General features: G+C 65.2%; 20 protein-coding genes, 2 tRNA genes and 1 pseudogene. 16 read left to right on the forward strand and 7 right to left on the reverse strand.

All coding sequences use genetic code 11. The features are described from left to right. Window position 1 precedes the first annotated feature (1 nt). From G5C33_RS05660 to G5C33_RS05670, 3 genes are all read left to right on the forward strand, one after another. Window positions 2-187: a hypothetical protein gene (locus G5C33_RS05660; RefSeq protein ID WP_165325322.1), complete on the forward strand. Its 186-nt coding sequence runs from the start codon at window positions 2-4 to the stop codon at window positions 185-187. Between the two features lie 327 nt (window positions 188-514). Further along, window positions 515-2,647, forward strand: coding sequence for a malate synthase G (locus tag G5C33_RS05665; RefSeq protein ID WP_165326328.1), 2,133 nt, complete (start codon window positions 515-517; stop codon window positions 2,645-2,647). An 87-nt stretch (window positions 2,648-2,734) separates the two neighbouring features. Further along, window positions 2,735-3,238: a hypothetical protein gene (locus G5C33_RS05670; protein WP_165326329.1), complete on the forward strand. Its 504-nt coding sequence runs from the start codon at window positions 2,735-2,737 to the stop codon at window positions 3,236-3,238. 251 nt (window positions 3,239-3,489) lie between these two features. Here G5C33_RS05670 and G5C33_RS05675 read toward each other — a convergent pair whose 3' ends face one another. Both G5C33_RS05675 and G5C33_RS05680 read right to left on the reverse strand, forming a co-directional pair. Next, window positions 3,490-4,671, reverse strand: coding sequence for a cystathionine gamma-synthase family protein (locus tag G5C33_RS05675; RefSeq protein ID WP_165326330.1), 1,182 nt, complete (start codon window positions 4,669-4,671; stop codon window positions 3,490-3,492). A 51-nt stretch (window positions 4,672-4,722) separates the two neighbouring features. Next, window positions 4,723-6,666, reverse strand: coding sequence for an isoaspartyl peptidase/L-asparaginase (locus G5C33_RS05680; RefSeq protein WP_165326331.1), 1,944 nt, complete (start codon window positions 6,664-6,666; stop codon window positions 4,723-4,725). Window positions 6,667-6,837: 171 nt separating this feature from the next. On the opposite strand from G5C33_RS05680, the gene G5C33_RS05685 reads away from it, so the two are divergent. The 3 genes from G5C33_RS05685 to G5C33_RS05695 all read left to right on the forward strand — a co-directional run bounded on the left by G5C33_RS05685 (window position 6,838) and on the right by G5C33_RS05695 (window position 12,131). Next, entirely contained in the window at window positions 6,838-7,305 is a 468-nt protein-coding gene (locus G5C33_RS05685; RefSeq protein ID WP_165326332.1) for an Lrp/AsnC family transcriptional regulator, read from the forward strand. 327 nt (window positions 7,306-7,632) lie between these two features. Beyond that, window positions 7,633-10,488: a TonB-dependent receptor domain-containing protein gene (locus G5C33_RS05690; RefSeq protein WP_165326333.1), complete on the forward strand. Its 2,856-nt coding sequence runs from the start codon at window positions 7,633-7,635 to the stop codon at window positions 10,486-10,488. An 80-nt stretch (window positions 10,489-10,568) separates the two neighbouring features. Further along, window positions 10,569-12,131: a C69 family dipeptidase gene (locus G5C33_RS05695; protein WP_228275201.1), complete on the forward strand. Its 1,563-nt coding sequence runs from the start codon at window positions 10,569-10,571 to the stop codon at window positions 12,129-12,131. 143 nt (window positions 12,132-12,274) lie between these two features. On the opposite strand, the gene G5C33_RS05700 is transcribed toward G5C33_RS05695, so the two are convergent. Continuing rightward, window positions 12,275-12,351 (reverse strand) — tRNA-Pro (locus G5C33_RS05700). A gap of 300 nt (window positions 12,352-12,651) precedes the next feature. Between G5C33_RS05700 and yajC the strand changes: the two genes are divergently transcribed. The 4 genes from yajC to G5C33_RS05720 are packed head-to-tail and all read left to right on the forward strand — an operon-like array spanning window position 12,652 to window position 15,908. After that, window positions 12,652-12,987 (forward strand): preprotein translocase subunit YajC, encoded by a 336-nt coding sequence (yajC, locus tag G5C33_RS05705; protein ID WP_165326334.1) that lies wholly within the window; start codon window positions 12,652-12,654, stop codon window positions 12,985-12,987. Further along, on the forward strand, window positions 12,987-14,567 hold the full coding sequence (gene secD, locus G5C33_RS05710) for a protein translocase subunit SecD (RefSeq protein WP_165326335.1): 1,581 nt from the start codon (window positions 12,987-12,989) through the stop codon (window positions 14,565-14,567). Before yajC ends, secD begins: the two co-directional genes overlap by 1 nt. 1 nt (window position 14,568) lies before the next feature. Next, on the forward strand, window positions 14,569-15,534 hold the full coding sequence (gene secF / locus G5C33_RS05715) for a protein translocase subunit SecF (RefSeq protein ID WP_165326336.1): 966 nt from the start codon (window positions 14,569-14,571) through the stop codon (window positions 15,532-15,534). After that, window positions 15,534-15,908 carry an Mth938-like domain-containing protein gene (locus G5C33_RS05720; RefSeq protein WP_165326337.1) on the forward strand — a complete coding sequence of 125 codons (375 nt, stop codon included), beginning with the start codon at window positions 15,534-15,536 and terminating at the stop codon, window positions 15,906-15,908. The genes secF and G5C33_RS05720 overlap by 1 nt, the downstream gene beginning before the upstream one ends. Before the next feature lie 120 nt (window positions 15,909-16,028). Here the strand turns inward: G5C33_RS05720 and G5C33_RS05725 are convergent, their stop codons facing one another. The 4 genes from G5C33_RS05725 to G5C33_RS05740 all read right to left on the reverse strand — a co-directional run bounded on the left by G5C33_RS05725 (window position 16,029) and on the right by G5C33_RS05740 (window position 23,924). After that, window positions 16,029-16,349 (reverse strand): hypothetical protein, encoded by a 321-nt coding sequence (locus tag G5C33_RS05725; protein WP_165325323.1) that lies wholly within the window; start codon window positions 16,347-16,349, stop codon window positions 16,029-16,031. A 43-nt stretch (window positions 16,350-16,392) separates the two neighbouring features. Beyond that, window positions 16,393-17,583, reverse strand: coding sequence for a glycosyltransferase (locus G5C33_RS05730; protein ID WP_165326338.1), 1,191 nt, complete (start codon window positions 17,581-17,583; stop codon window positions 16,393-16,395). A 370-nt stretch (window positions 17,584-17,953) separates the two neighbouring features. Continuing rightward, window positions 17,954-22,576 (reverse strand): NAD-glutamate dehydrogenase, encoded by a 4,623-nt coding sequence (locus G5C33_RS05735; RefSeq protein ID WP_165326339.1) that lies wholly within the window; start codon window positions 22,574-22,576, stop codon window positions 17,954-17,956. Window positions 22,577-22,658: 82 nt separating this feature from the next. Further along, window positions 22,659-23,924 carry a PAS domain-containing protein gene (locus G5C33_RS05740; RefSeq protein WP_165326340.1) on the reverse strand — a complete coding sequence of 422 codons (1,266 nt, stop codon included), beginning with the start codon at window positions 23,922-23,924 and terminating at the stop codon, window positions 22,659-22,661. A gap of 167 nt (window positions 23,925-24,091) precedes the next feature. Between G5C33_RS05740 and G5C33_RS05745 the strand changes: the two genes are divergently transcribed. The 6 genes and pseudogenes from G5C33_RS05745 (at window position 24,092) to G5C33_RS05765 (ending at window position 25,945) form a co-directional block, all read left to right on the forward strand. Beyond that, window positions 24,092-24,167 (forward strand) — tRNA-Thr (locus G5C33_RS05745). A gap of 214 nt (window positions 24,168-24,381) precedes the next feature. Then, window positions 24,382-24,513, forward strand: a pseudogene (locus G5C33_RS19520) (Arm DNA-binding domain-containing protein); the annotation flags it as partial. Window positions 24,514-24,617: 104 nt separating this feature from the next. Continuing rightward, a complete protein-coding gene (locus G5C33_RS19270; protein WP_228275275.1) occupies window positions 24,618-24,980 on the forward strand; it encodes a TrbG/VirB9 family P-type conjugative transfer protein in 363 nt (120 codons plus the stop codon). Then, entirely contained in the window at window positions 24,944-25,492 is a 549-nt protein-coding gene (locus G5C33_RS19275; RefSeq protein ID WP_407698066.1) for a TrbI/VirB10 family protein, read from the forward strand. Before G5C33_RS19270 ends, G5C33_RS19275 begins: the two co-directional genes overlap by 37 nt. 12 nt (window positions 25,493-25,504) lie before the next feature. Continuing rightward, window positions 25,505-25,720, forward strand: a complete 216-nt coding sequence (locus tag G5C33_RS05760) for a DUF2274 domain-containing protein (RefSeq protein ID WP_165326343.1) — start codon at window positions 25,505-25,507, stop codon at window positions 25,718-25,720. 18 nt (window positions 25,721-25,738) lie between these two features. Continuing rightward, entirely contained in the window at window positions 25,739-25,945 is a 207-nt protein-coding gene (locus G5C33_RS05765) for a helix-turn-helix transcriptional regulator (RefSeq protein ID WP_165326344.1), read from the forward strand. The last annotated feature ends 238 nt before the right edge of the window (window positions 25,946-26,183 follow it).

The raw sequence follows: 26,183 nt of genomic DNA on the forward strand, positions 1-26,183 counted from the left end.
CATGACCGACGAAGAGGATCGACCGATGAACCAGATGACTCAAATGCGCCCGCGCGCCGCTTTTTCGACCGAGGATTTCAGCCTCATCCGCACTGCGGTCCTGCATTACCTCAAGGAAGTGCAGGACAAGCCGGAATCGGTGAAGTACGCCGCGCTCTATCACCGGCTGGGCCGGATCGAGGGCTGACCAAGAGCTAGCCGGCGCCGTTGCGAGAGCGGCGTCGGCTGACCTGCTTTCGGTTTCCCGCACCCCCCGGTTGGCGCTGAGCTTGTCGAAGCGCCGTTCTGCCTTTTCGCCACGTTGGAAAAGCAGAACAGCCCTTCGACAGGCTCAGGGCAAACGGCGGTTGGAGCGTGCCGAGAGCGCATTTCATCTAGCACGCGTCTCCCTGTTCGCGTTTCAGGGGCCACTCTCCAACGGGCACCGGCGCTTGTTGCTGGTTGGACGCTGAAACCAGTTCAGCATGACGATCATTCTGAAATCGCATGCCAAGACCCCTCCCAAGGAATTCCCATGACCACGCTTACCCGCGCAGACCTGACCATCGACGCCGGCCTTGCCGCGTTCATCGAGGACGAAGTGCTGCCGGGCACCGGCGTATCGGCGGACGCGCTGTGGAGCGGGCTGGCGAAACTCCTTGCCGACTTCACGCCGCGCAATCGCGAGCTGCTGGCGATCCGCGATTCGATGCAGGGCCAGATCGACGACTGGTATCGCGCGCGGGCGGGCAAGCCCTTCGATGCCGCCGCGCATGAGGCGCATCTGCGGGAGATCGGCTATCTGGTCGAGGAGCCCGCGCCCTTTACGGTCGATCCCGCGAATATCGACCCCGAAGTCGCGACCATCGCCGGGCCGCAGCTCGTCGTGCCGATCCTCAATGCACGCTTCCTGCTCAATGCCGCCAATGCGCGCTGGGGCAGCCTCTATGACGCGCTCTACGGCACCGATGCGATTCCGGGCGAGGCCAAGCCGGGCGGATATGATCCCGAGCGCGGCGCGCAGGTGATCGCGCGTGCCAAGGCATTTCTCGACGAAGCGGTGCCGCTCACCGGCATGAAATGGGCCGACCTCACCGATCCGAGCGACAGCGGCATTCCGCTCGCCGATCCGGCGCAATATGTCGGCAAGAGCGAGAAGGGCGCGCTGTTCCGCCACAACGGCCTGCACATCGAAGTCGTTTTCGATCCCGAGCACCCGGTGGGCAGGACCGATCCGGCGAAGATCGCCGACGTCATCCTCGAATCGGCGCTCACCACGATCTGCGACCTCGAGGATTCGGTCGCGGCGGTCGATGCGGCGGACAAGACGGCCGCCTATCGCAACTGGCTGGGCCTGATGAAAGGCGACCTCGAAGAGACGTTCGAGAAGGGCGGGAAGATGCTCACGCGGCGGCTCAACGGCGATCGCGAATATGCGGGCGCCGATGGCGGCACGGTGACGCTGCCCGGCCGCAGCCTGTTGTTCGTGCGCAATGTCGGCCATCTGATGACGACGCCCGCGATTCTGACGGCCGAGGGCGACGAGGCGCATGAGGGGCTGCTCGACGCGGTGTTCACCAGCCTGATCGCGATGCACGATCTGAAGCGCACCGGCCGTTTCGCCAATAGCCGCGAAGGATCGATCTATATCGTCAAACCCAAGATGCATGGGCCGGCCGAAGCCGCGTTCAGCAACGACCTGTTCGACGCGGTCGAGGACTTGCTGGGGCTCGACCGGCACACGATCAAGATCGGTGTGATGGACGAGGAACGGCGGACGTCGGCCAATCTCGCCGCGTGCATAGCAGCGGTGAAGCACCGCATCATGTTCATCAACACCGGCTTTCTCGACCGGACCGGCGACGAGATGCACACCGCGATGGCGGGCGGGCCGATGATCCGCAAGGGCGCGATGAAGACCAGCGACTGGCTGACCGCGTACGAGGATCGCAACGTCCAGATCGGGCTCGCCTGCGGGCTTTCGAGCAAGGCGCAGATCGGCAAGGGCATGTGGCCCGCGCCCGATCGCATGGCGGACATGCTGGAGGCGAAGATCGGCCACCCGAAGTCGGGCGCCAACACCGCCTGGGTGCCGTCGCCCACCGCCGCGACGCTCCACGCGATCCACTATCACCAGGTCGACGTCTTCGCCCGCCAGACCGATCGCGCCGCCGAGGCTGTCGCGCCGCTCGGCAAGCTGCTGACCGTGCCCTTCGCCGAGGGCGTCAACTGGTCCGATCAGGAAATCCGCGACGAGCTCGACAATAATGCGCAGGGCATTCTCGGCTATGTGTCGCGCTGGGTCGATCAGGGCGTCGGCTGTTCGAAAGTGCCCGATATCCATGATGTCGGGCTGATGGAGGACCGCGCGACCTTGCGTATTTCCTCGCAGCATATGGCCAACTGGCTGGCGCATGGCGTGTGTTCGGCCGAAGCCGTCGATGCCGCATTGCTGCGCATGGCCGAAGTCGTCGACCGGCAGAATGCGGCCGACCCGGCCTATCGCCCGATGGCACCCGATCCCGATGCCAGCCTCGCCTTTCAGGCGGCGCGCGCGCTGGTGTTCGAAGGGACGCAGCAGCCCAACGGCTATACCGAGCCGCTGCTCCATGCCTGGCGTGCAAAGGCCAAGGCGCGCGATCTGGCGCCGGTGCAGGAACCCGCCTGACTCGATTGCGCGAGGCGTATGGACGGCGGCCCGCGATGCGGTCATGTTGCGGCTTCGGACGCGGCAATGGCGAAAGCGGAGGCATTGATGGCGGACAGAGGGCGCGTGTGGCAGATCGCAAGCGCGCTCGCGATCGGGGCGCTGACCTATGCCGGCACACGATATTTCCTGCCCGGGACGGAGTATCGCACCGCCGAGCTTGCATGCCGTTTCGACCTCGCCGATGCCGCGCCGCCCGCACGCAGCGCCTATTCCTCGATCGAAGTTTCGCGCGTCGACCTGTCCGCGCGCCTGACCCAGCGCGATGATGCGGATGCCACGCTGCCATGGTCGTTGGAGGGCAAGGCGACCTTTTCCGGGCGCGAAGCGGATATATCGGGTGGGGTCTTTCTGAGAGAGCCGGGGACGGTGCGCGCCATCTTTCTGGGGCAGGATCGTCTCGGCGTGGATGGCGAAGCGCTGCGCATCACGACGCTCGATGCCGACGGCGAGCTCGATTGGGACGAGAACACCGCCTACGTGCGTTTCGCAAGCGATGACGCGAAGCGCAGCCATCCGTTCGGCTATCGCTGCACCGTGACTCGCGACTGACCGGAGCCGAAGCGCCTGTCCCGGGCCCGAATGGACGCTGCGACAAAATCCGCGGAAATGCGTGCCAAGTTCGCATCGGGTCGCGACGTAACGCGCGTACGCACGCTTGCACGCGCGCGGGCGCGCGAGCGAGAAGGATATTCTACAATCAAAGAGCCCGGCCGTGGTGGCACGGATCGGGGCGTGTAGGACAGCGAAATTTGGGGCCGTCTGTGGCGGGCGACCGGCATGGTGATGCCGGTCGCCACACCTCACAGCACCGCGAGCGCCTCGTCGAGCTGGGTGATCAGATCGTCGGCATCCTCCACGCCGCACGAATAGCGCAGCAGCGTTTCGGAAATGCCGAGCTGCGCACGCTGTTCGGCGGAGCATTCGACATGGCTGGTCACCGAGGGCGGGCCGATCAGCGTGTTGACCGAGCCGAGGCTCGCGGCGCGGTGGACATAGTGGAGATGCCCGACGAAGCGCTTGAGCATGTCGAAATCGCCGTCGATCGAGAAGCTGAGCATCCCGCCGAAGCCGCTCATCTGCCGCTTGGCGACGTCATGCTTATCGTGGGTTTCGAGCCCCGGATAGAAGACGCTTTCGACCTTGGGATGCGCCGCCAGGAAGCGCGCGACCGCCATCGCGGTCTGGTTCTGCTTGCGCACGCGCAGGTCGAGCGTCTTCATGCCGCGCAGCAGCAGATAGGCGGAAAAGGCTGAAAGCACCGCGCCGCAAATCTCGCGATGTTCGTACACGGTGCGCACCAGCGGCTCCCTGCCGATCAGCACGCCGCCCATCGCATCGTCATGGCCGCCGAGATATTTGGTCGCCGAATGGAGCACCATGTCGGCGCCCATCGTCAGCGGGCGCTGGTTGATCGGCGTGGCGAAGGTGTTGTCGACCACGGTGATTGCGCCCTGATCCTGCGCGGTGGCGATGGCGCGGCGCAGGTCGATGATCTTGAGCGTCGGATTGGTCGGCGTTTCGAGATAGACGAGCTTGCAACCGCGCGCGATCTCCGCCTCGATCGCGTCGCCGTCGCTGGTCTCTACCAGCTCGACGTCGATGCCCATGCGCGGCAGCAGGTCGAGGAAGATGCGGCTGGTGCCGCCATAGCTGTCGCGGATCGAAACCACGCGGTCGCCCGGCGAAAGATGCGCGAGCAACGTGTTCGAAATCGCCGCCATGCCGCTGGCGAAGGCAATCGCCTTTTCGCCGCCCTCCAGGATGCGGCACTTTTCCTCGAACACGCCGACGGTGGGGTTGGTGTTGCGGCTGTAGATATGCCCTTCGGCATTGCCCAGCGCGACTTCGGCCCATGTGTCCATATCGTCATAGGCGAAGGGCGCGCTCTGGACGATCGGCACCTGCGCCGCGCCGAAGGCGAGCGGCTTCTCTTCCCCCGCCCATACCGCGATGGTCGAGGGCTTCTGGTCGGCAATGCTCATTCGATGTTCCTCTGTGGGAAGGTCTTTACGGATAGCCGGCGCGGCGCCGGCTCACTCGGTGCCGTCGATCACTTCGTCGGCATAGATGGCGACCCGGGGGGCGTGTTCGCTGGTGGCGGCGCCGCGATACATGCCCTCGGTATTCATGGCGAAGGCGATGCGGCCGTTGCCGTCCATCGTGATCAGCCCGCCGTCACCGCCCAGCGCGCCGATCGCGCCGATCGTGTTGCGGGCCGCCTCGCCGATGCTCTCACTGTTCCAGGCGACGCGGTCGCACACCTGGCGCCCGGCATTTTCGCGGATGAAATATTCGCCCGTGCCGGTGCCCGATACCGCGCAGCGGCCATCGGCGGCATAGGTGCCCGCGCCGATGATCGGAGAGTCGCCGATGCGACCCCAGCGCTTGCCGGTCAGCCCGCCGGTCGACGTCGCCGCGGCGAGGTGGCCGTTCTGGTCGATCGCGACTGCGCCGACCGTGCCGAAGCGATGCGTGGGATCGCTGGCGAGCGCGGACTGATGATCGCGTTTCCATTCGAGATGCTGCTGCCAGCGATGCTCGGTGCGGAAATAGCCCGGATCGACTTGCTCGATCCCCTGTTCGCGGGCGAACTGATCGGCGCCTTCGCCCGAAAGCATCACGTGGCGTGACTTGTCCATCACCGCGCGGGCGAGCGTGATCGGGTGGCGCGTGGTGCTGACCGCCGCGACCGCGCCGGCCTGCATCGTGTTGCCGTCCATGATCGACGCATCGAGCTGGTTGCGGCCCTCGGCATCGAACACCGCGCCGCGGCCGGCGTTGAACAGCGGATCGTCCTCGAGCACGCGCAGCGTCGCTTCGACGGCGTCGACGCTCGATCCGCCATTTGCGAGCACTTCGGAACCGACTGCCAGCGCCTTCTCAAGGCTTTCGCGATAGGCCTGGTCCATTTCGGGGGGCAGGCTGCCGCGCTCGATCACCCCGGAGCCGCCGTGGATCGCGATCGCCCAGCGCGGCCGGTTCGGGGTCGGCACGCCGCTCAGTACACCGTCGGCAACACGCGCATCGGCGGCGAAGGCAGGGTCGGTGACGGTGATATCATTGAAATCGACGCGGCTGTCCGGGCCAATGCCGGTCAGCGTGACGCGGTCCCAGCCAAGCGTGCCGTCATCCGCGAAGCGCGGGGCGCCTTGCGGGCGGACGAGCCAGGCATGGCCGTCGCTGGTGGTGAACAGCCGGGCAGTGCCATCGGCTTCGATGCAGAGCGCCGTGTCTTCGTCGATGCCCAGGCCGATCGTATCTTCCTTGCCCGCTGCGCGCGCCTGCGCGACGAAGGCGACGAGGCGGCCGAGCCGGTCGCGCTCGCTGAAATGCGTGTCGGTGATGACGTTGGCGAGGAAGGGGACGTCGAGGAATTTGTCGACCAGAGTCACCTTGTCGCCCCGGGGATCGGCGAGCGCTTCGGTGGAAGCGACTGCTTCGGGTGCCATCGCGCCGTAGCCGGTGCCGCCGAGGATCGCGAGGCCGGCGCTGGTGCCGCCGATCGGGCGGCCCTTGCGGACATGCGCGTTGAGCGCCTCGGCAACCGGCGTGTCCTTCCAGAAGCGGACATAGTTGGACTGGTCGCCGCCCGCGATGAAGATGCCGTCGGCGCGATCGAGTATCTCTGCGATGCGCGGATCATAGGCGGCTTCGCGGCTGGAAAAGACGAGCGTTTCGACCGAAGCGAAGCCGCCGATCTCGTCCATCAGCCATTCGCCGTCGCTGCCGTCCTGCGATGCGCGCAGGATGACGAGATGGCCGTTGCCGCTCTTTTCGGCAAACCAGCGCCAGGCCTGCGGGCTCCAGTCGGCGCCGCCGATCAGCATCAACCCCAGCGATGGCGTTCCCCCGCGCTCGGCGTTCACATCCCCGGCGCTGTAATAGCGATAGCCGTCGCCGTCCCGTGCCTGCGCAAGGCCGGGCAGGGCGGCGAGCAGCAGCGCCAGCGCGGCGGCGACAAGGGTTTGAACACGCATCTACATATCTCCCGGGTCGAACTGGTCGCCGCAGCCTACCGCCCCCTGCGGCACGGCGCGAAGTGCGACGCGATTCGACGCATCAAGGCTAAGCAGATACAAGCGACGGGATCGGCGATAATTTCATTACATGCGACAAAAACAGTCGCATACTGCGCAACGGAGGACGGATTGCGGAAAATCGACAAGACTGACCGGAGGCTCCTCCAGGCGATTCAGGAAAATGCGTTGCTGACTGCTGAGCAACTCGGCGAAGCATGCGGCCTTTCCCCGACGGCGGCGCTCAAACGCCGCAAGAAGCTGCGCAGCGACGGCGTGATCGAACGCGATTCGGCCGTGGTTTCGCCGCGCGCGCTGGGGTTCGACATCATGGCGCTGGTGATGGTCACGCTCGACCGTGAGGATCGCGGCGTCATCGATCGGTTCAATCAGGACATCCGCAACACGCCACAGATCACCCAGGCCTATTACATCACCGGCGACGCCGATTTCGTGCTGTTCATCGTCGCGCGCGACATGGACGAATATGACCAGTTCACGCGCGAATTCTTCTACGACCGGCATCCGATCAAGACGTTCAAGACCTGTGTGGTGCTGAGTGCGGTCAAGTCGGGCGGAGCGCTGCCCATTCCCGATTGAGCGGACGCCGGATTTCGCGATTCGCGGCTGCCCGAACAGCATCACAGAAACAGAATCTGTCGAATGTTTCCGTATAGCGCGGAAATTTGTCGGTTCTGCTTCTGTCTTTGACCGTTTCCCTGCCTATCCCTGCGTATAGTTTTTCGAACGACGTGTGTCGGGGCAAGCCGCGCGGGAAAACAACGCAATATCCGTAGTTTGCACGATCCGCACCGTCGGTCGCGACCTGTAAGGGCGCTGGGAGAGGGGCGCCGACAGGCACTGCCGCACTCGCGATGCGGGGCGGAAACTCGGGTATTCGCGCTTGCGCACCAAGGGGGAAAATAGATGCGCCGAAAGATTCTCACCGCCGCGCTGACGGGCGCCAGCCTTCTCGCCATCGCACCGACGGCGGCGCTGGCGCAGGACAGCGGCCTGCCGACGCAATCGACGGTCGGTCAGGACGACGAAATGCTCGGCGATCCGATCGTCGTCCTCGGCTCGCGCATTCCGCGGACGGAGCTGGAGGGGCCCGCGCCCGTCCTTGTCATCGATGCCGACGACATCCTGCGGCAGGGCTATCAGGACATCCCCGAGCTGATGGCGTCGGTGACGCAGAACAACGGCGAGACGCAGAGCACGCAGAGCTACGGCGCCAACACTTTCACGCCGGGCGCCAAGCAGGTCGACCTGCGCGGGCTGGGGCCGAACCACACGCTGGTGCTGGTCAACGGTCGCCGTATCGCCGATTTCCCGATGCCCTATGGCGGCAACAGCAACGTCGCCGATATTTCCAACATCCCGATCGGCCTGATCGAGCGCGTCGAAGTGCTGAGCGGCGCGGCATCGGCGATTTACGGATCGGACGCGATTTCGGGCGTCGTCAATTTCCAGCTCAAGCAGGAGCCGGACGGCACACGGATCGACGCGCAGTTCGGTCTCACCGAAGACGGCGGCGGCGAATCCTATCGCATTTCGGGCAGCACGGGGTTCCGCGCGGGCGATCTGACGGTGCTGGTGGGCGCCGAATATCGCAAGCAGGAGCCGCTCTGGGGCTTCGAACGCTCGATCCAGGATTCGACCGCCGACAATCCGACGACCAGCACGCCGCTCGCATATCGCAATTTCATGCGGTACGATTCGGGCGGCTATTACATCGATCCGGGCCAGTCGACCTGCGACGCGCTCGGCTTCACCAATGAAGGCACGACCTATTACGCGCCGCGCGCGGGATACGGGTTCGACGTCGCCAACGGCTATGCCGCGACCGACGGCTATTTCTGCGGCAGCAACGAAGCGATCGCCTATGGCCAGATCCTGTCCGATCGCGAGCAGATCAACCTCTACGGCGCCGCGACCTGGGAAATCAGCGACGACATGGAGCTGTTCGTCGACGGGCAGTACGGATATTCGGACCTCAAGCTCTTCAACGGATTCAAGAGCTGGTATTATGTCGCGCCCGACGGGAATGAAGAGGGGCTGTTCTACAACCCGCAATATCTTCCCGCGATCGATACCTACTGGCTCGATCAGCTCGACGGCTGGTATCGCACCTTCACGCCCGAAGAGACGGGCGGGTTCGACAATGCGTCGATCACCAACCGATCGGACACCTACAACATCACCGCGGGCGTGCGCGGCAGCTTCGGCGGCAGCTCGCAATGGGATTACGAGGCCTATTACAACCACGCCGAATACAGCTCGCGCATGGCTTGGCCCGAAATCGTCATCGACAAGGCCAATGACTTCTTCCTCGGCCAGCCGGTAAACGATCCGGGCAACACCACCGGCTATCAGCGGTTCGACGCCGATCCGACGCGGCTGTTCACGCCGCTGACGCCGGCGGAATATGCTTCGATCCAGGAGTTTACGGTCTATCACCCCAAGACCTGGGTGAATAATGTCCAGGCGACGATCAGCAATTCCAGCCTGATCGAGCTGCCCGCCGGTCCGGTCGGCTTTGCCGCCGTCGCGGAATTCGGCAACGCCGGATATGACGTGAACCCCGATCCCAAGGCGCTGACCCAATATTATGTCGGCATCCGCGATTCGGACGGTGCGGGCACGCGCGATCATTGGGGCATCGGCGGCGAGCTGCGCGTGCCGGTGTTCGACATGCTCTCGCTCACCGGGGCGGGGCGCTACGATCACTATAATTATGCGGGCAACAATTTCGGCGAGTTCACCTACAATATCGGCGCCGAGTTCCGCCCGCTGGAGACCGTGCTGATCCGCGGCGCGATCGGTACCGGGTTCCGTGCGCCGGACCTGCACTATGTCTATCGCGGTCCGGGCACGGTGAACGGTGGCGGTGCCGACTATTACAATTGCCGCCAGGAACAGGCGAACCCGACGCTCGCCGATTGCGTCAACACGCGCTACGAAGGCTTTATCAGCGAACGCAGCGGCAATCGCGACCTGCTGCCCGAAACCGCGCGCTCGATCACTGCGGGCGCGATGTGGGCGCCGAGCCGGAATTTCGACGTGTCGGTCGATTATTTCCACATCCGCATGGAAAACCAGGTGCGCAATCTGAGCACCAACCAGTTGTTGATCGACGAAGCCAATTGCCGGCTGGGCACCGATATCAACGGCAACGCCGTCGACACCGGCTCGCCGACCTGCACCGATGCGCTGGCGCGCGTCCAGCGCTATCAGAGCGGCGCATCGACCGGCGAGCTGCGGCTGATCAATGTCGTGCCGATCAACGTTTCGGAGGAGACGACCGACGGGATCGATGTCGCCGTCAACGGGCGCATTCCGTTCGGCGGGTTCGAAATCTCGCTCGGCGCCAGCTACACCTATGTGCTCAACCACACGGTGACGCAGTATCCGGGCGATCCGACGCTGGATCAGTTCCTGCCGCTCAACGGCTATGAAATCCCGCGCGACAAGGGCAAGGCCTATGTCACGCTGAACCTGCCGCGCTTCACCGCGACGCTCACCGGCCTGCGGACCGGCGAAATGACCAACTGGAACTGGGACGGCAAGATCCCGGCCAGCCTGTGGTTCAACCTCTCGGCGCAATATGAGCTGTCCGATCGCCTGCGGATTTCGGGCACGGTCAACAATCTGTTCGATCGCGGGCCGGTCGAGGATCCGAGCCATGCGAGCTATCCCTATTACAACAGCTCGTGGTTCGATGCCGTCGGCCGCCGCTATTACATGCAGGTCTCCTACAAATTCGGCGGAAGCCCGTTCTGAACCGGCGGGGGAGGGCGGCGAGTCACGTTTGACCCGCCGCCCCACGCGCCGGATAGTGCCGGCCTGACACAACCAACGGAGTGAAAACCCTGTCCTCTGCCGCTTCCGCCTGCCGGACCATCTGCCACGCCTTCATCACCCTCCTCACCCTCGGGTCGCTGCTGCTCGCCACCTCGGCACAGGCGAGTTACGCATATTATGTCGGGAAGAACCTGACCGAGGACGGCAGCGTGATGATGGGCGGCACCGGCGAGGAAGTGTCGAGCCACTGGCTGGAGATCGTGCCCGCGCGCGACTATCCGCCCGGCACGATGATGCGGGTGGGCGTTACCGGCGATGCCGTGATCCCCGGCGAATTGTTCGAAATCCCCCAGGTGGCGCACACGTTCCGCTACATGCAGATGGCCTATTCGGATTTCGAGGGCTTTCCCGCGCCGCTCACCAATGGCGGGGTGAACGAACATCAGGTCGCGGTTCGCGACGTCTGGGCGCCGAGCCGCAGCGAGCTGGTCGCGATGACGCCCAGGCCGCAGCGCGGCCTGCAATATTCCGACCTTGCCCGTATCGTGATGGAGCGCGCCCGCACCGCGCGCGAAGGCGTTGAGATCATCGGCGATCTGATCGCGCGGCACGGCTTTGCCACCTATGGCGGCAACACCCATCTGATCGCCGATCCCGACGAAGGCTGGGTGGTGTGGGAGCTGGCCGGCGGCAAGGGGCTGTGGGTCGCCGAACGGCTGGGGCCGGACGATGTCCGTGTCCTCTATCCCGGCGGCATCGGAGAGATTCCCACCGACATCGCCGACAATTCCGATTACATGGCGTCGGACAATTTCATTTCCTTCGCCATCGAACAGGGCTGGTATGATCCGGCCGCGGGCAAGCCGTTCAACGTTCAGCATGTCTATGGCGATCAGGACATTCGCGACTATCGCGAACCGGGGATCAAACTGATGTCGCCGGGCGACATGGAACGCGCGACGCGCGCGATGGCGCCGCTGACCGAAGCCGATCTGATGGCGCGGGTGCGCGATCCGCGCGTGGTCGACGATGATTCGGGCTATGGCCAGGTGGTCAGCCTGCACCGCGACCGCACCGATCCCGATCTGGTCCGCATGTGGGTCGCGCCGACGGGATCGGTCGCCGCGCCGTTCAATGTCTGGTGGCTGGGCGTTACCCAGGTGCCGATGGAATATGCCGCGCATCGCTATCTCACCAAGGACGCGGCATCGACCTTCCTCAATCCCGATTTCCAGATGCAGGAGGCGACACGCTTCGCCGGGCGCACCTTCAAGCGGGTGATGTATTATGCCTGCTCGGCGCCCGACCGGCTGCTGCCGGTGGTCACCTCGATGCTGACTGCGTTCGAGGCGGAGACGCGCGGCGACCTCGATTGGGTGGAGCGTAGCGCGCGGAAAATGATCGAAAGCGGCGACCGCGAGGCGGCACGGCGGCTGCTGACCTATTACGCCACCAGCCGCGCGATGAGCGCGCTCGACATGGGCGATACGATCGCCGGGGCGCTCGACGCCTATACCCGGCTGCTGCCCGGCCGCACGCCGCCGCAGGGGGCCGAGATGAACACGATGGACCCGACGGTGAATTGCCTGGCCGACGGCGATCCCGACGTTCCTGCGAACTGATTTTCCCTGATCGGTGCCTGCTGACGATAGAAATCCATCGGAGCGGCCCGCCGCGATCGCGCGCGCCTGGCCGAGAGCATGTCGATGGAGGTCAGCGGTCGACAATGTCGCGTCTGCAACGCGGCAATGTGCCGATCTTGAATTGGTCGGGGCGACTGGATTCGAACCAGCGACCCCCACACCCCCAGTGTGATGCGCTACCAGGCTGCGCTACGCCCCGACCGAGGCGCAGGCATCTAGGCGCGCGGGGGCGCGGATGCAAGTCTTTGCGCTTGTTCTTGTCGGAGGAATTTGTCCCGTAGCACGGGAATGTCGTACTGGGCCGCGCCCGGGCTGCGGGGGTAGTTGGCAAATGAGCGACTTGTAGAGCGCCGGTGCCCGCGTCGCCGGCGCCCGGGATGCGCACGGCCCGCCGCGTGCGCGCAACGCTCCGGCAGTTGCGCCCGCGCGCTACCCGTGATAGCGCGCGCCGCTTGAAACGGGGCATCTCGCTCCTTCGAACCCAGGCAATCGGGAACCCATGTTCATTTCACCAGCATATGCGCAACAGGCGGGGCAGCAGGCCGCCGCTGGGCCGGGCTTCTTGGGCGGCATCCTGCCCATGGTGCTCATCTTCGTCGCTTTCTATTTCCTGATGATCCGTCCGCAGCAGAAGCGGATGAAGACGCTTCAGAACGCGATCGCGGCGGTCAAGAAGGGTGACACGGTGATCACCGCGGGCGGCCTGGTCGGCAAGGCGACCAAGGTCGACGAGGAATATGTCGAAGTCGAAGTGGCGCAGGGCATGAAGGTGAAGGTGGTCAAGTCCACGCTTACCGATGTCCAGCCGCTCGGCGGCAAGCCTGCGAACGACTGATGCTCGATTTTCCGCGCTGGAAGGTGTGGCTCACATGGGTGGCGATCGTCGTCTGTGTGCTGATGGCGGTCCCCAGCCTGCTGCCTGGAACGGCTCGTAACGCCTTGCCCGGCTGGGTGCCCAAGCCGACCGTCAACCTTGGCCTCGACCTTGCGGGGGGCAGCTATCTGCTGCTCGAAGGCGATGTGGCGCAGTTCCGCGCCGACCGGCTCGATACGATGCGCGAAACCGTGCGCCAGGAGTTGCGCGGCGATCCGCGGATCGAGATCGGCGATATTTCGATCCGCGACGGAAACGTGAGCTTCATGGTGCGCGACGCGAGCCGGGTCGATGCGGTTCGCGAGCGACTGTTGCCGCTGCTCAGCAACGATAATGGCCAGCGCGACTGGGATTTCGATGTCGTCGACACGTCGCGGGTCGTGCTGACCCAGACCGATTCGGGCATCGCCAGCGCCGTCGATCAGGCGATGGGCGACGCAACCGAAGTCGTCCGCCGCCGTATCGACGAACTCGGCACCCGCGAGCCGACGATCATCCGCCAGGGTTCGGAACGTATCGTGGTTCAGGTGCCCGGTCTCGGCGATCCGACCGAGCTCAAGGATTTGCTCGGCAGGACCGCGCTGCTCGAATTCAAGCTGGTCGATACGACCGCCGATGTCGCGCAGACGATGCAGGGCATCGCGCCGGTCGGCAGCGAAGTGCTCGAGATGGAAGACGGCACGCCGATCGTGGTCAAGCGAAACGCGATGATCACCGGAGACATGCTGACCAAGGCGAGCCAGGGCTATGACCAGCAGACCGGCGCGCCGGTGGTGCAGCTTACGCTCAACGGCGCGGGCACGCGCCGCTTCGCGCGCGTCACCACCGAACATACCGGCGAGCCCTTTGCGATCATCGTCGACGATGTCGTGATTTCCGCGCCGCGCATCGACGAACCGATTATCGGCGGTCAGGCGCGCATTTCGGGCGGCTTCACGGTGGAGAGCGCCAATCAGCTCGCCATCGCGCTGCGCTCGGGCAAGCTGCCGATCCGTCTCAAGGTGATGGACCAGTCGACGGTCAGCCCGGAACTCGGCCAGGATTCGATCAACAAGGGCGCACTGGCATCGGTGCTGGCGACGGTGCTCGTCATGGCCTTCATGCTGATCACCTATTTCCGCTTCGGCGTCTACTCCACGGTCGCGCTGATCGTGAACATCCTGATGATCATCGGCATCATGGGGCTGTTCAACGCCACGCTGACGCTGCCGGGCATCGCCGGCTTCGTGCTGACGATCGGCGCGGCGGTCGACGCCAACGTGCTGATCAACGAACGCATCCGCGAGGAGCAGCGACGCGGGCGCGGGGTGCTGCAATCGGTCGAATTCGGCTACAAGGAAGCGACCCGCGCGATTTTCGACGCGAACATCACCAATGTGATCGCGGCGGCAATCATGTTCATCTTCGGCTCGGGCCCGATCCGCGGCTTCGCCGTCGTGCTGACCATCGGTATCGTGACGTCGGTGTTCACTGCGGTCACCTTCACGCGCCTGATGGTGTCGAACTGGCTGAAGAAGCGGCCCAAGGAACTGGTGCTCTGATATGCGTCCGCTGAAACTCGTACCCGAGAATACGAACATCGATTTCCTGCGCCTGCGCACGGTGTTCATGGCTGTCTCGATCCTGCTGATCGTCGCCTCGATTGCGCTGGTCGCCATTCGCGGCCTCAACTTCGGCGTCGATTTCGCCGGCGGGCAGATGGTGCGCGTCACCTTTGCCCAGCCGGTGCCGATCAACCAGGTCCGCGAACGGATCGACGGGCTGGGGCTGGGCGAAAGCGCCATCCAGCAGTTCGGCGACGCGCGTGACGTGGCGATCCGCATGCCGCTGCCCGAAGGCGGCGCCGAGGCGACCGACGAACAGGGCGACCAGCTCCGCGCGTTCATCACCACCACCTGGCCCGGCGCCACCATTGGATCGGTCGACACGGTGTCGGGCAAGGTATCCGAGGAGCTGTTCCAGAAGGGCGCGCTGGCGCTCGCGCTCGCGATGCTGGCGATCGCGGTCTATATCTGGATCCGCTTCGAATGGCAGTTCGGCATCGGCGCGCTCTTCTCGCTGGGGCACGACGTCGCGCTGACGTTCGGTTTCTTCGCGATCACGCAACTTGAGTTCAACCTGAACATCGTCGCGGCCATCCTGACGATCATCGGCTATTCGCTGAACGACACGATCGTCGTCTATGACCGCGTCCGCGAGAATCTGCGCAAATACCGCAAGATGGAAATCGTGCCGCTGCTCAACCTTTCGACCAACGAGACGCTGGCGCGGACGATCGTGACGTCGTTGACGCTGATCATCGCGCTGGCGACTCTGGTGCTGGTCGGCCCCGAAGTGATCTTCGGCTTCTCGGTCGCGATGCTGCTGGGCATTGTCATCGGCACCTATTCGTCGATCTACATCGCCAATCCGATCCTGATCTATGCCAAGGTGGGGCCGCACAGCTTCGTCCCGCCCGAAGCCGGACCGGCGGGTGCCGAGCGCGTGAAAGCCAAAGAGCTTCCCTGATGCGGATGGACCGCATGGGTGCGGAAGGGCCGGTGATATCCGGCTTTTCCGCCGGCGGTTTCGTGGTCGATGACGGCGTCTATCCCGCGCTGGTGATTTCGCCGGTCCGTGCCGACAGCTGGTCGCCGCCGCCGATCGCGGCGCTGGGCGAGGGCGATCTGGCGACGCTGCTCGCGATCGATCCGCAACCGGAGTTTCTGCTGCTGGGGACCGGAAGCGCGCTGGTGCGGCCTCCGGCGGCGTTCACCCAGGCACTGGCGGTACGCGGGATCGGTGTCGAAGTGATGGACAGCCGTGCCGCCGCGCGTGCCTGGGGCATGTTGCGCGGCGAGCAGCGGTGGATTGCCGGGGCGTTGTATCCGCTGGAGGCGTGATCGCGTCCGGTACTCGAGCAACTCGTCATTCGCGCGGAAGCGGGAATGCGACTTCTTCTTTCTTCCGGTTCGGGTTGCGGCAGCTTGGCGCGAAAGCGGCCCGCTCGGGGCTGACCGCTCTCAACTGCCGCTTGCCGGCTTCCTCGGTGCGCGCGGGGTTTTGGGAGCCGCCGGCGCCTTGGGCGACCGCTTCGCTTCGGGAGCCTCGGGCGCTTCAGGGGTTTCCGGCGCCCGGGGCGCCTCGGCCTTGCGTTCGCGCAGGCCCGCCACGACTGCGGCAATCCCGACCGCCATCATTTCCGCAACCACCGGATGGCGCGCGATCTCGGCGATCTTGCCGCTTTCCTTGCGCAGCTTCTTGGGCACTTTGATCCCGGCGATTTCCTTGGGCAGGATCGGCTTGGGGCCCTTGTCCTTCTTCGACTTCTTCTTCTTGGCCATGAATCAGCTCCTTCGGAGCGAACATCGGCATTTTCGCGCTGTGTTACAAGTGTGAGACACGCTGGCCGCGATGCGCCGCCACCAGCCGGTGGTAGAAATCCGAAAGATGCTCGGCATTGGCGGGCCAGGTGAAGGGGCGGGCCGCGGCGACGACGCTTTCGGTTTCGGGCGGCTCGGCGAGCACGGCCGCGATGCCCACGGCAAAGGCGTCGGCATTGCGCTCGACGATGAAGCCGGCGCCTTCGCGCATCACTTCGCGCGCGCCGCCGACATCGGGAATGACGATCGGCGTGCCGCTGGCGAGCGATTCGACCCAGGCATTGGCCAGCCCTTCCGATCGCGAGGCGAGCGCCATCGCATCGGCCGCGGCGAGCAGTTCGGGCATGTCGGCATGCGGCACCGGGCCGGTCAGCCGCACGCGATCGCCGATGCCGTGCTCGGCGATCTTCGCTTCCAGCATCGGCTGTTCAAAGCCTTGCCCCACGATCCACAAGGTGACGTCGGGCAGCTTCGCGACGGCATCGATCACCATGCTGTGATCCTTGTTCGGCGTCAGCGATCCCAGTGCGACCACGAACGGACCGGACACGCCGAACTTCGCCTTTGCCGCGGCGCGATCGCGCGGATGGAAGCGCGCCTGGTCGACTCCGGTCAGACTGCGCTCGATCCTGGCCTCGTCGAGGCCGAGCGTCACCAGATCGCGTTTCATCGCGTCGGATACGGTGAGCAGCCCCCCGGCGGCTCGACCGGCGGCGAGGCACATGTCCTGCGTCTTTGGATTATTCGCCCAGTAATGCACGTCCGAACCGCGCGCCTTGATCGAAAAGGGCACGTCGAACCGCTCCGCCAGCCGCATCGCCGCCGGGCCGTCGGGATAAAAGAATTCGGCGGCGATGAGATCGAACGGAAATTCCGCGCGCAACCTTTCCAGCTTCGAAGCAAGCGCGGCCGCGATCATGCGCGGGTGAAATCGACCGCCGGTGCCCGGCAGATTCAGAAAGCGCGGCCGGATCACGTCGAGCCCGCGCCATTGTTCGTGCCGGGGCAGATGTGCGCGGGCGCGATAATGGGGGTGCAGCGTCAGCGGCCAGGGCGGGAGCCCCACCGGCGCCACGACGCGGACGTCGAGATCATCGCGCCGCGCGATGCCGCGCGTCTGCTGTTCGACGAACACCCCGAAATTGGGGCGCGAGGCATCGGGGAAGAGCGTGGAGAGCGTGAGGATGCGCAGCATGCGCGCCAGTGTAGCGTGATATGCTTACCATGTCGCGAAGGGGTGTTCCCCATCGACCCGTTGCCCCCAGTCCGTTCGCCCTGAGCCTGTCGAAGGGCGTGCTCACGATCGCAAGGGCGCCCTTCGACAAGCTCAGGGCGAACGGGTGTGGATGGTGGGGCTTGGAGAGGCCAAAGATTGGGAATCTTGCCTCCACCTCGGTGGGCCACTCGCTTGCCTCACACTCCGTTGGTGCTGAGCCTGTCGAAGCACCGTTCTTCTTTTCCGCGGTTGGAAGAAGAAAGAACAGTGCCCTTCGACTGCCTGCCTGCGGCAGTCGCTCAGGACAGGCTTAGACAAGCTCAGCACAAACCGGTAGTTTGCGGTTCGATCAGCGCGCCAGCAACACCCGAGCCTGTCCTGCGATTTGCGCGAGCATCGCCGCGCTGGGTGAAGCGGCCAGCTTGGCACGTTCGACCAGCTTTACGAACTGGTCGACGCGATCAGCCTGATCCTCCAGCCACGCATCGACTGCCGCTTCGGGATCCTTGCCTTCGCGGCGGGCGAGGAAATCCAGTCGCAATTGCTGGAAATCGCGTGCCAGGCTGGCGATCAGCAGCCGCTCCCACGGATCGCCGGTATAGACGCGCGCGGCATTGGCCTGCGCCCAGTCGAGCCCGAGCACCTGCCCCAGATGCGTAAAGGCCCGCGTCAGCACGGTTTCGTCGATGCCCTGCCGCTCGCCGAGATCGGCGAGGCCGACCGCGCCGTCCAGTTCGAACAGCCGCACGACGCGCGCGGCGAGTTCGGCGGGCGCGCCGGCGGATTCGAGCTTCTCCGAAATCCGCCCGCTCTGCGTGCGGACTTCTTCCAGCAGCAGGTCCTTGGCCTGGCGGTCGAGATTGGCGATGCCCTTTTCGAGCCGCTCGATCACATCGGAAGCGGCTTCGCCCGGGCGGACGGTGCGCAGCAGGTCGGCAATCTGGCTGCGCGCGCCCACTGCGACTTCGTCGAACAGCGCGATGCGCGCTTCCTCCGACATTTCGCCGGTTTCGATTGCTTCCCAGATTTCCTGAAGGCCGAACAGGCGCTCGGCAACGATGAACATCGATGCGATGTCGCCCATCGCCGCGCCTTCCTCTTCGGCGAGTTCGAACGGGTGGAGTACGCCCAGCCGGTTGATGATGCGATTGGCCAGCTTGGTCGCGACGATTTCGCCGCGCAGCCGGTGCTCGGCGATCGCCTTGGGGAAACGTTCGCGCATCGCGGTGGGGAAGGAACCGTAGAGATCGGGTTCGAGCAGTTCCTGCTTGCCGAGCTCGCATGCCTCGACCGCGTCCTGCAGCGCCAGCTTGGCAGTGGCGAGCAACACGGCGAGTTCGGGACGGGTAAGGCCGCGACCTTCCTGCGCGCGACGCAGCAGGTCGTCATTCGCCGCCAGCCCCTCGACCGCGCGGTCGAGCCGGCCGGAGGCCTCCAGTATCTCGATCACACGGACATAGGAGCGCAGCGCGCGGGCGCCGTCATTTTCCATGAACGACAATGCCAGCGTCTGCAGGCGATTGTCCTCGAGCACCAGCGCCGCGACATCGTCGGTCATTTGCGCGAGCAGCTTGTTGCGCTCCTCGAACTTCAGGTCGCCTTCGTTCATCTCGCGGTTGAGCGCGATCTTGATGTTGACCTCGTTGTCCGAGCAATCGACGCCCGCCGAATTGTCGATAAAGTCAGTGTTGATCCGCCCGCCGGCCGCGGCGAATTCGATGCGGCCCGCCTGGGTGACGCCCAGATTGGCGCCTTCGCCGACCGCCTTGGCGCGCACCATGTTCGCGTCGACGCGCAGCCGATCATTGGCGGGATCGCCGACCTCGACATTATTCTCGTCGCTGGACTTGATGTACGTTCCGATGCCGCCGAACCAGAGCAGGTCGACCGGCGCGCGCAGGATCGCGGAAATGAGCGCGGAAGGATCGAGCTCCTTCGCGTCGATGCCGAGCAATTCCCGGATTTCCGGCGTGAGCGGAATCGATTTCTCGGTGCGTGCGAAGACGCCGCCGCCCTTCGAGATCAGCGAGCGGTCATAATCGTCCCAGCTCGATCGCGGCAGATCGAACATCCGCTTGCGCTCGTCCCAGCTTTTCGCCGGATCGGGGTCGGGATCGAGGAAGATGTGACGGTGATCGAAGGCAGCGACCAGCTTGATCGCTTTCGACAGCAGCATGCCGTTGCCGAACACGTCGCCGGACATGTCGCCGCAGCCGGCGACGCGCACCGGTTCGCTTTGCACATCGATTCCCATTTCGAGGAAATGGCGCTGCACCGAGACCCAGGCGCCGCGCGCGGTGATCGCCATCGCCTTGTGGTCATAGCCGTGGCTGCCGCCGCTCGCGAAGGCGTCGCCCAGCCAGAAGCCGCGATCGATCGCGATGGCATTGGCGACGTCGGAGAAGGTCGCGGTGCCCTTGTCCGCCGCAACGACGAAATAGGGATCGTCGTCGTCCAGGATGGTGACGTCGTCGGGATGAACGACCTCGCCCTTGACGATATTGTCGGTGACCGAAAGCAGCGCACGGATGAAGATGCGGTAGCTTTCCTTGCCTTCCTCGAACCAGGCGTCGCGATCCTGACGCGGATCGGGAAGCTGCTTGGGATAGAAGCCGCCCTTGGCGCCGGTCGGCACGATGACGGCGTTCTTGACGCGCTGCGCCTTCATCAGGCCGAGGATTTCGGTGCGGAAATCGTCGCGCCGGTCGGACCAGCGCAGCCCGCCGCGCGCGACCGGGCCAGCGCGCAGATGGACGCCCTCGACGCGCGGCGAATAGACGAAGATCTCGCGCCACGGCAGCGGCTTGGGCAGGCCGGGGACCTGCGCGCTGTCGAGCTTGAAGGCGAGCGCTTCCTCGCTCGCGGCCGCATAGGCATTGGTGCGCAGCGTCGCACCGATGACACCGCTGAACGTGCGCAGGATGCGGTCGTCGTCGATCGCGGAAACTTCGTCGAGCCCTGATGCGATCGCGCGATCGGCCCTGGCGATGGCTTCCTCGTCGGCCGGCTGGCGCGAGGGATCATGCGCGATCGCGAACCGCTCGATCAGCGCGGCGGCGACCTTGGGCGCGCGGCGCAGCGCGTCGACGACGGTGGACAGGCCGTAGCTCAGGCCCGTCTGGCGCAGATAGCGGAACCAGGCGCGGAACAGAACGACCGAGGCGGGCGAAACGCCCGCTTCGACGATCAGGCGATTGAACGAGTCATTCTCCGCCCGGCCTTCGAGCACCGCGGCGATCGCGTCCTCGACCACCTTGGGGTCGTCGCGGATCGCATCCGGGATACCGCCGACGACCGAGACTTCGAAATCATGGACATAGGCCTCGGTGCCGTCGGTCAGGCGTGTGGGTACTTCCTCGACGACGTGAAAGCCGAAATTTTCGAACACCGGCACGGCGTCCGACAGCGCGAGCGCGCCTCCCAGCCGATAGAGTTTTACGCGGATCATGTCGCGGCGGCCGGGCACCGGGCAGATGCGCACCGACCGCGCGTCGGTCCCCGAGAGCGCGCAAAGCCGCAATATGTCCAGCGCCGCCTCTTCGGCGTCATTCTCGTCGCGATAGGCGGAGGGGAAGGCGCCGGCATAGCGCAGCGCCAGCCGCGTCGCGCGCTGGCCCACGCGATCGGAGAGCGCGGCCTCCACCGCCGGCACCCAGCCGCGCATCATGTGTTCGAGTTCGTTGTCGAGCGCCTGCGCGTCGGGCATCACGCCGCCGTCACGCAAGTCGAGTGTATAGCGAATGAGCGCGACGACGCCGTCTTCGAGCGCGATTGACCAGTTGATCAGCCTGGCATGCGCCGCCTTGGTCAGCATGCCGCCGATCGCGGTGCGGTGGCCGGTCGAGACCTCGTCGCGCGGCAGCCAGACGAAGGCGAAGAGGTGCCGCCCCAGCGCGCTGCGGATCAGCACCAGCTTAGAGCGCGGGCGATCGGCCACCGACATCGCCGTCATCGCCAGCGTTTCCAGCGCTTCGGCCGGGAAGGCCGTGATCAGATCATGCGGCAGCGACTGCAGCGCATGCTGCATCGCCTTGCCGGTATGGCCGGCGGGATCGAAGCCGAATTTGCGCTCCAGCATCCCCAGCCGGGTGCGCAGCACCGGCACGTCGCGCGGCTGGGTATGCATCGCCGCGCTGGTCCACAGCCCGGCATGGATCGAAAGGCCGGTGATCCGATCGTCGTCGCGCAGCGGCACGACCACCAGATCAAGCGGAACGCGGCGATGCACCGGCGACACCGCATTGGATTTGAGCAGCAGCGGTGCCTCTCCGCCTTCCTCGAACCATTGCAGCGCAGCAGCGCGCGAGCTTTCCGCGAGGATCGGAACGTCGAGCGTATAGCGGCACAGCCCCAGCTGGTCGCTGGCGCTGCCGTCGCGTGCCCAGCGTTCGTGGCCGAGCAGCGTCATCTTGCCATCGTGGAACCAGCGCACCAGCGCGGCGCCTTCCTCCGATTCGATGCGTTCGATATCGGCCGCCATCGCGCGCATCAGTTCGGGCCAGTCGCTGACCGCATCGCGCACCTGATCGAGCGTGCGTTCGATATCGGCCGCCAGCGCGCGGCGCAGCCGGGCCTCGCCGCGCTCCATTTCGATGTAGATCATCGATTCGGGATGGCCTTCGCCGACCTTGACGATCGTCCCGTCCTTGTCGCGCGTCACCGGAATGATCGGGTGGATGATCCGGTGAATGACGATGTCGTGCGCGGCAATGGCGCTGGCGATCGAATCGACCAGGAAGGGCATGTCGTCATTGGCGACGGCAAGCCGCATCCGCCGCCGGCCATCGGCGAGATAGGTCGCCATCTCGATGCGCGAATCGCCGGTGCGGCGGTGGACCGCAGCCTTGGCCAGAAATTGTGCGGCCTCGGCGCGGGCCTCTTCGTCAAAGCCTTCCAGCTCGCCGGGCAACGCGCCGTCGGTGAGATGCGATTCGAGCTCTGCCGCCAGCGTTTTCAAGGTGTTTTTCGTCATGCGCGGGGCTATGCTCCCGTGCGCGCACGACCTCAAGGCTTGCCGCAGCTGCGAAGGGCTTTGCCGCGACGCGGCGAGGGATTTAGGCGGCGGCCTTCTTCACCGCGCGTTCGATCAGCGCGCGGTCGCCGGGCACCGTCGCGACGATGTCGAGCCCGTCCTCGCCCGGCCGCGCGACCAGCACCACGAAGTCGCAATCGTCGACCGCGCGGATCGGGACATGGGCGAGCGGCGGCCGTTCGCGCAGTTCTTCCGCGGCGCGCGCGAAGATATCGGGCTTTTTCGCCGGGCGGCGCAGCGCGCGCTCGGCCTTGACGATGCCCTTGATGCCGCCCTCGGCCGAATCGAGAAATCCGTCGAGTTCGCCTTCGGGCACGTCGTTGCGCCGCGCATGGGCCAGCACGGCGGCGAATTCGGTAACGCGCGTCTTGTCGTAATCGGCGCCGAAGACGAGCTTCACCGCCGGGGTCATCGGGGCGCGCTCCTGACGCTTCAGTCCCGCCGAGTCGAGAATCGCGACATAGCCGTCTTCGTCGGCCTCGGTCGCGCGGGCGAAATCATAGGCGCGGGCGAGCGCGCGATAGAGCGCGGCGCGGCTGCGCGTGTCCGAGGCGCGCGCGGCGGCGGCCGATTCGCGCGCGAGCATCAGCCGGTCGGACAGGCCCGAGGGGAGCAGCGCGGGAGCCTTGGGTTCGGCCGCTTCCTGCGAAATTCCGGCGCTGGGTCCGTCGGCCCAGACCGGTGCGGTCGGCGAGGGGCGCGGCACGGCGCGGCGCGATTCCTCGACCTCTGCGGCCAGCCGGGCCTGCGTCTCGGCGTCGACCAGTTCCTTCCAGTTGATCACGCCATAGATGAAATCGATCGTGTCCTCGTCCGAGGAAAAGGGCATCAGGATGCCGCGATAGAGCGTGTTGTGCCCGCGCTGGCCGATGAATTCGGCTTCGAATCCGATCGGCGCGCGATTTGCGATGATCTGGAGATAGTGATCGGTCAGGCGCGAAAGCAGCGAACGGCTGGGCACCTGGGCGATGTGCGTGATCGATCCGTCGACGCCGCATTCCTCGCGCAGCGCCGCGCCGAGATAGCGAATCGCCGGATCCTCGATCCCGCCGGTGAAATCGAGCAGCACGCTGTGCGGGCCGAAATCGGCGATATTGCCCGGATCGAGATCCTCGATCGAAGGATAGGCGCGGCCCTGAAGCAGCGAAACCCAATGATTATAGGCGCGCACGTGCATCCGACGTTCGTCGGTGCCGATGTCGAGCGGCCGCTCGGTCATCGCGGCGTCGTCCTCATCCTCGCGCCGGCGCTCGTTACGATCGCTTAGTCCGCGGGGGGCCATATCCATGCGCATGCTCCACTGGGGCTGAAAACCCGAAATCCGGTAAGCCCCTTGTGCACGCTGTGTGGTAAACGACGCGTAAAGCTGGCGATACGCAGTCGAACCGCTTGTCAGCCGCGAAGACTGCTGGTAAGCGCCGCGGCCTCGACCGGCAAATCCGCCGGTTGCCCCGGGCCGCTTTAGCTCAGCTGGTAGAGCATCGCATTCGTAATGCGGGGGTCACAGGTTCGAGTCCTGTAAGCGGCACCACGACATAATGAGAACATTGTAGAAAACCGCGAAATTCTGCGGTAAAACGTCTCCTGCTGGTCCCACGAATTCTCATTATGTTCCATCGTGGCCCACCCAAAGTGGACCACGAATCGGTGGACCACGAACATCGCAGGAGGCGCGGCCCACCCCATGCTTACGACTGTGGAGATTCGCGCGCTCAAACCGCAGGCGCGTGCATATAAGGTTCCAGATGCCGACGGGCTCTTCCTGTTGGTGCACGGGGGCCCTCTTGTGGCGCTTTCGCTACAAGATATTTGGCACCGAGCGGAAATTGTCGCTGGGTTCGTTTCCCGAAGTGTCGTTGCGCGATGCGCGCAAGAAGCGTGACCTGGCCCGCGCCGAGATAATTGACGGCATTGACCCGGTTGAGGAGAAGCGGCAGCGACGCATCGAGGCCGAACTGGCCGCCAAGATCGCCGCACCCATGTGCTGGTCAAGCCGTTCGCGAGCGACCTCGCCACCAACCTCATCATCACCACCGACCGGCGTGTCTATCATCTGGCGATGTCGAGCGGGGAGGGGGAGGCGATGGCGAGCCTCGCCCGGACCTATCCGCAGGACGCGCTGATCGCGCTTCACCGCGCAGCAGCCGAAGCCGAAGCGCGGGCACCGGTGGCGGAAGGGCTAGCGCTCGAACGGCTCCGCTTCGACTACAGGATCGCTGGCGACAGGCCGGGCTGGCGTCCGCTTCGGGCAACGATTCCGGTGCTCCGGTCAATCCGCACCGCATCGAAGCGCCGGCTTCGCCCTATGTGCTCTCGGCGGGCAGCGTCATCGCCGCCAGCCTGATCACCGGCATACGCTCGGACGTGCCGGGGCTGGTGACCGCGCAAGTCAGTGAGAACGTCTTCGATTCGTCGACGGGGCGTCTGCTGCTGATCCCCCAGGGCGCGCGACTGATCGGCACTTATGACAGCGTCGTCGCCTATGGCCAGTCGCGCGCGCTCGTTGTGTGGCAGCGGATCGTCTTTTCCGATGGCAGCTCGCTTCGCATCGACGATGTCCCGGCCACTGACCCCTCGGGCTATGCGGGGCTCGCCGGCAAGGTCGATTTCCACAGTTGGTCGCTGATCAAGGGCATTGCGCTGTCCACCCTGCTAGGCGTGACGCCGGAACTCGCGCTGTCGGGCGGCAGCGATCTGCTCGAGGCGATTCGACCATCCACGCAGGACAATGTGGCGCGTGCCAGCGACCGGATCACCGAGCGCAATCTCGGCGTCCAGCCGACGATCACGATCAGGCCCGGCACGCGTGTGCGCCTCGCCGTCCACCGCGACCTCATCCTTCGTTCCTGGCATTGAAAGGAGTTTCCGATGCCCGAGCTTCGCCTCGCGCGCATCCCCGACCGCACCCCGATCAAGATTGCGATCATGGTCCTTCCCGACCTGCACCAGTCGCTGACCGCCTATGCCGATGCCTATCGCGAGACCTATGGTGAGACGGCGAGCGTCGCCGACCTCATCCCCTACATGCTCCAGAGCTTTCTCGACAGCGACCGCGCCTTCGCGCGTTCCCGCCCCAAATCCTGAGCCCGAAAGGACCATCCGATGTCTGATACCCCCGACCGCATCCTTCGTCTCGAAGCAGTGCTTGAGCGCACCGGCCTCAGTCGCTCGACCATGTATCGCAAGATGCATGACGGCAGCTTCCCGAAAAGCATCCAGATCAGCGATCGCTGCATCGGATGGCGTCAGTCCGCCATCGATGCCTGGATGCGCAGTCCCACGCGCTATTCGGCTAGGGCCGAGCAATAGCGACGACCGGCGGCGGAGTGTCGCTGCAGTGCCCAAGCTGCATCATGGCAGAGCGCTGGTAGGTCGATAGGCAGGGGCAGGGCGCGATCGTTGCTGTTGAACCCAGTGCGGCGCGGTCACACCGGAGTCATGTATCGCGGTTTCCCCATGGCTCCGCGCACGATCACGACTTCCTCGCGGCATCGCACGAGACGCGTGCTCGTCGCATCCGCTGGGTCGTCGCGCTTACCGCTGCTGG

Source organism: Sphingosinithalassobacter tenebrarum, assembly GCF_011057975.1.
Lineage (GTDB): Bacteria > Pseudomonadota > Alphaproteobacteria > Sphingomonadales > Sphingomonadaceae > Sphingomonas > Sphingomonas tenebrarum.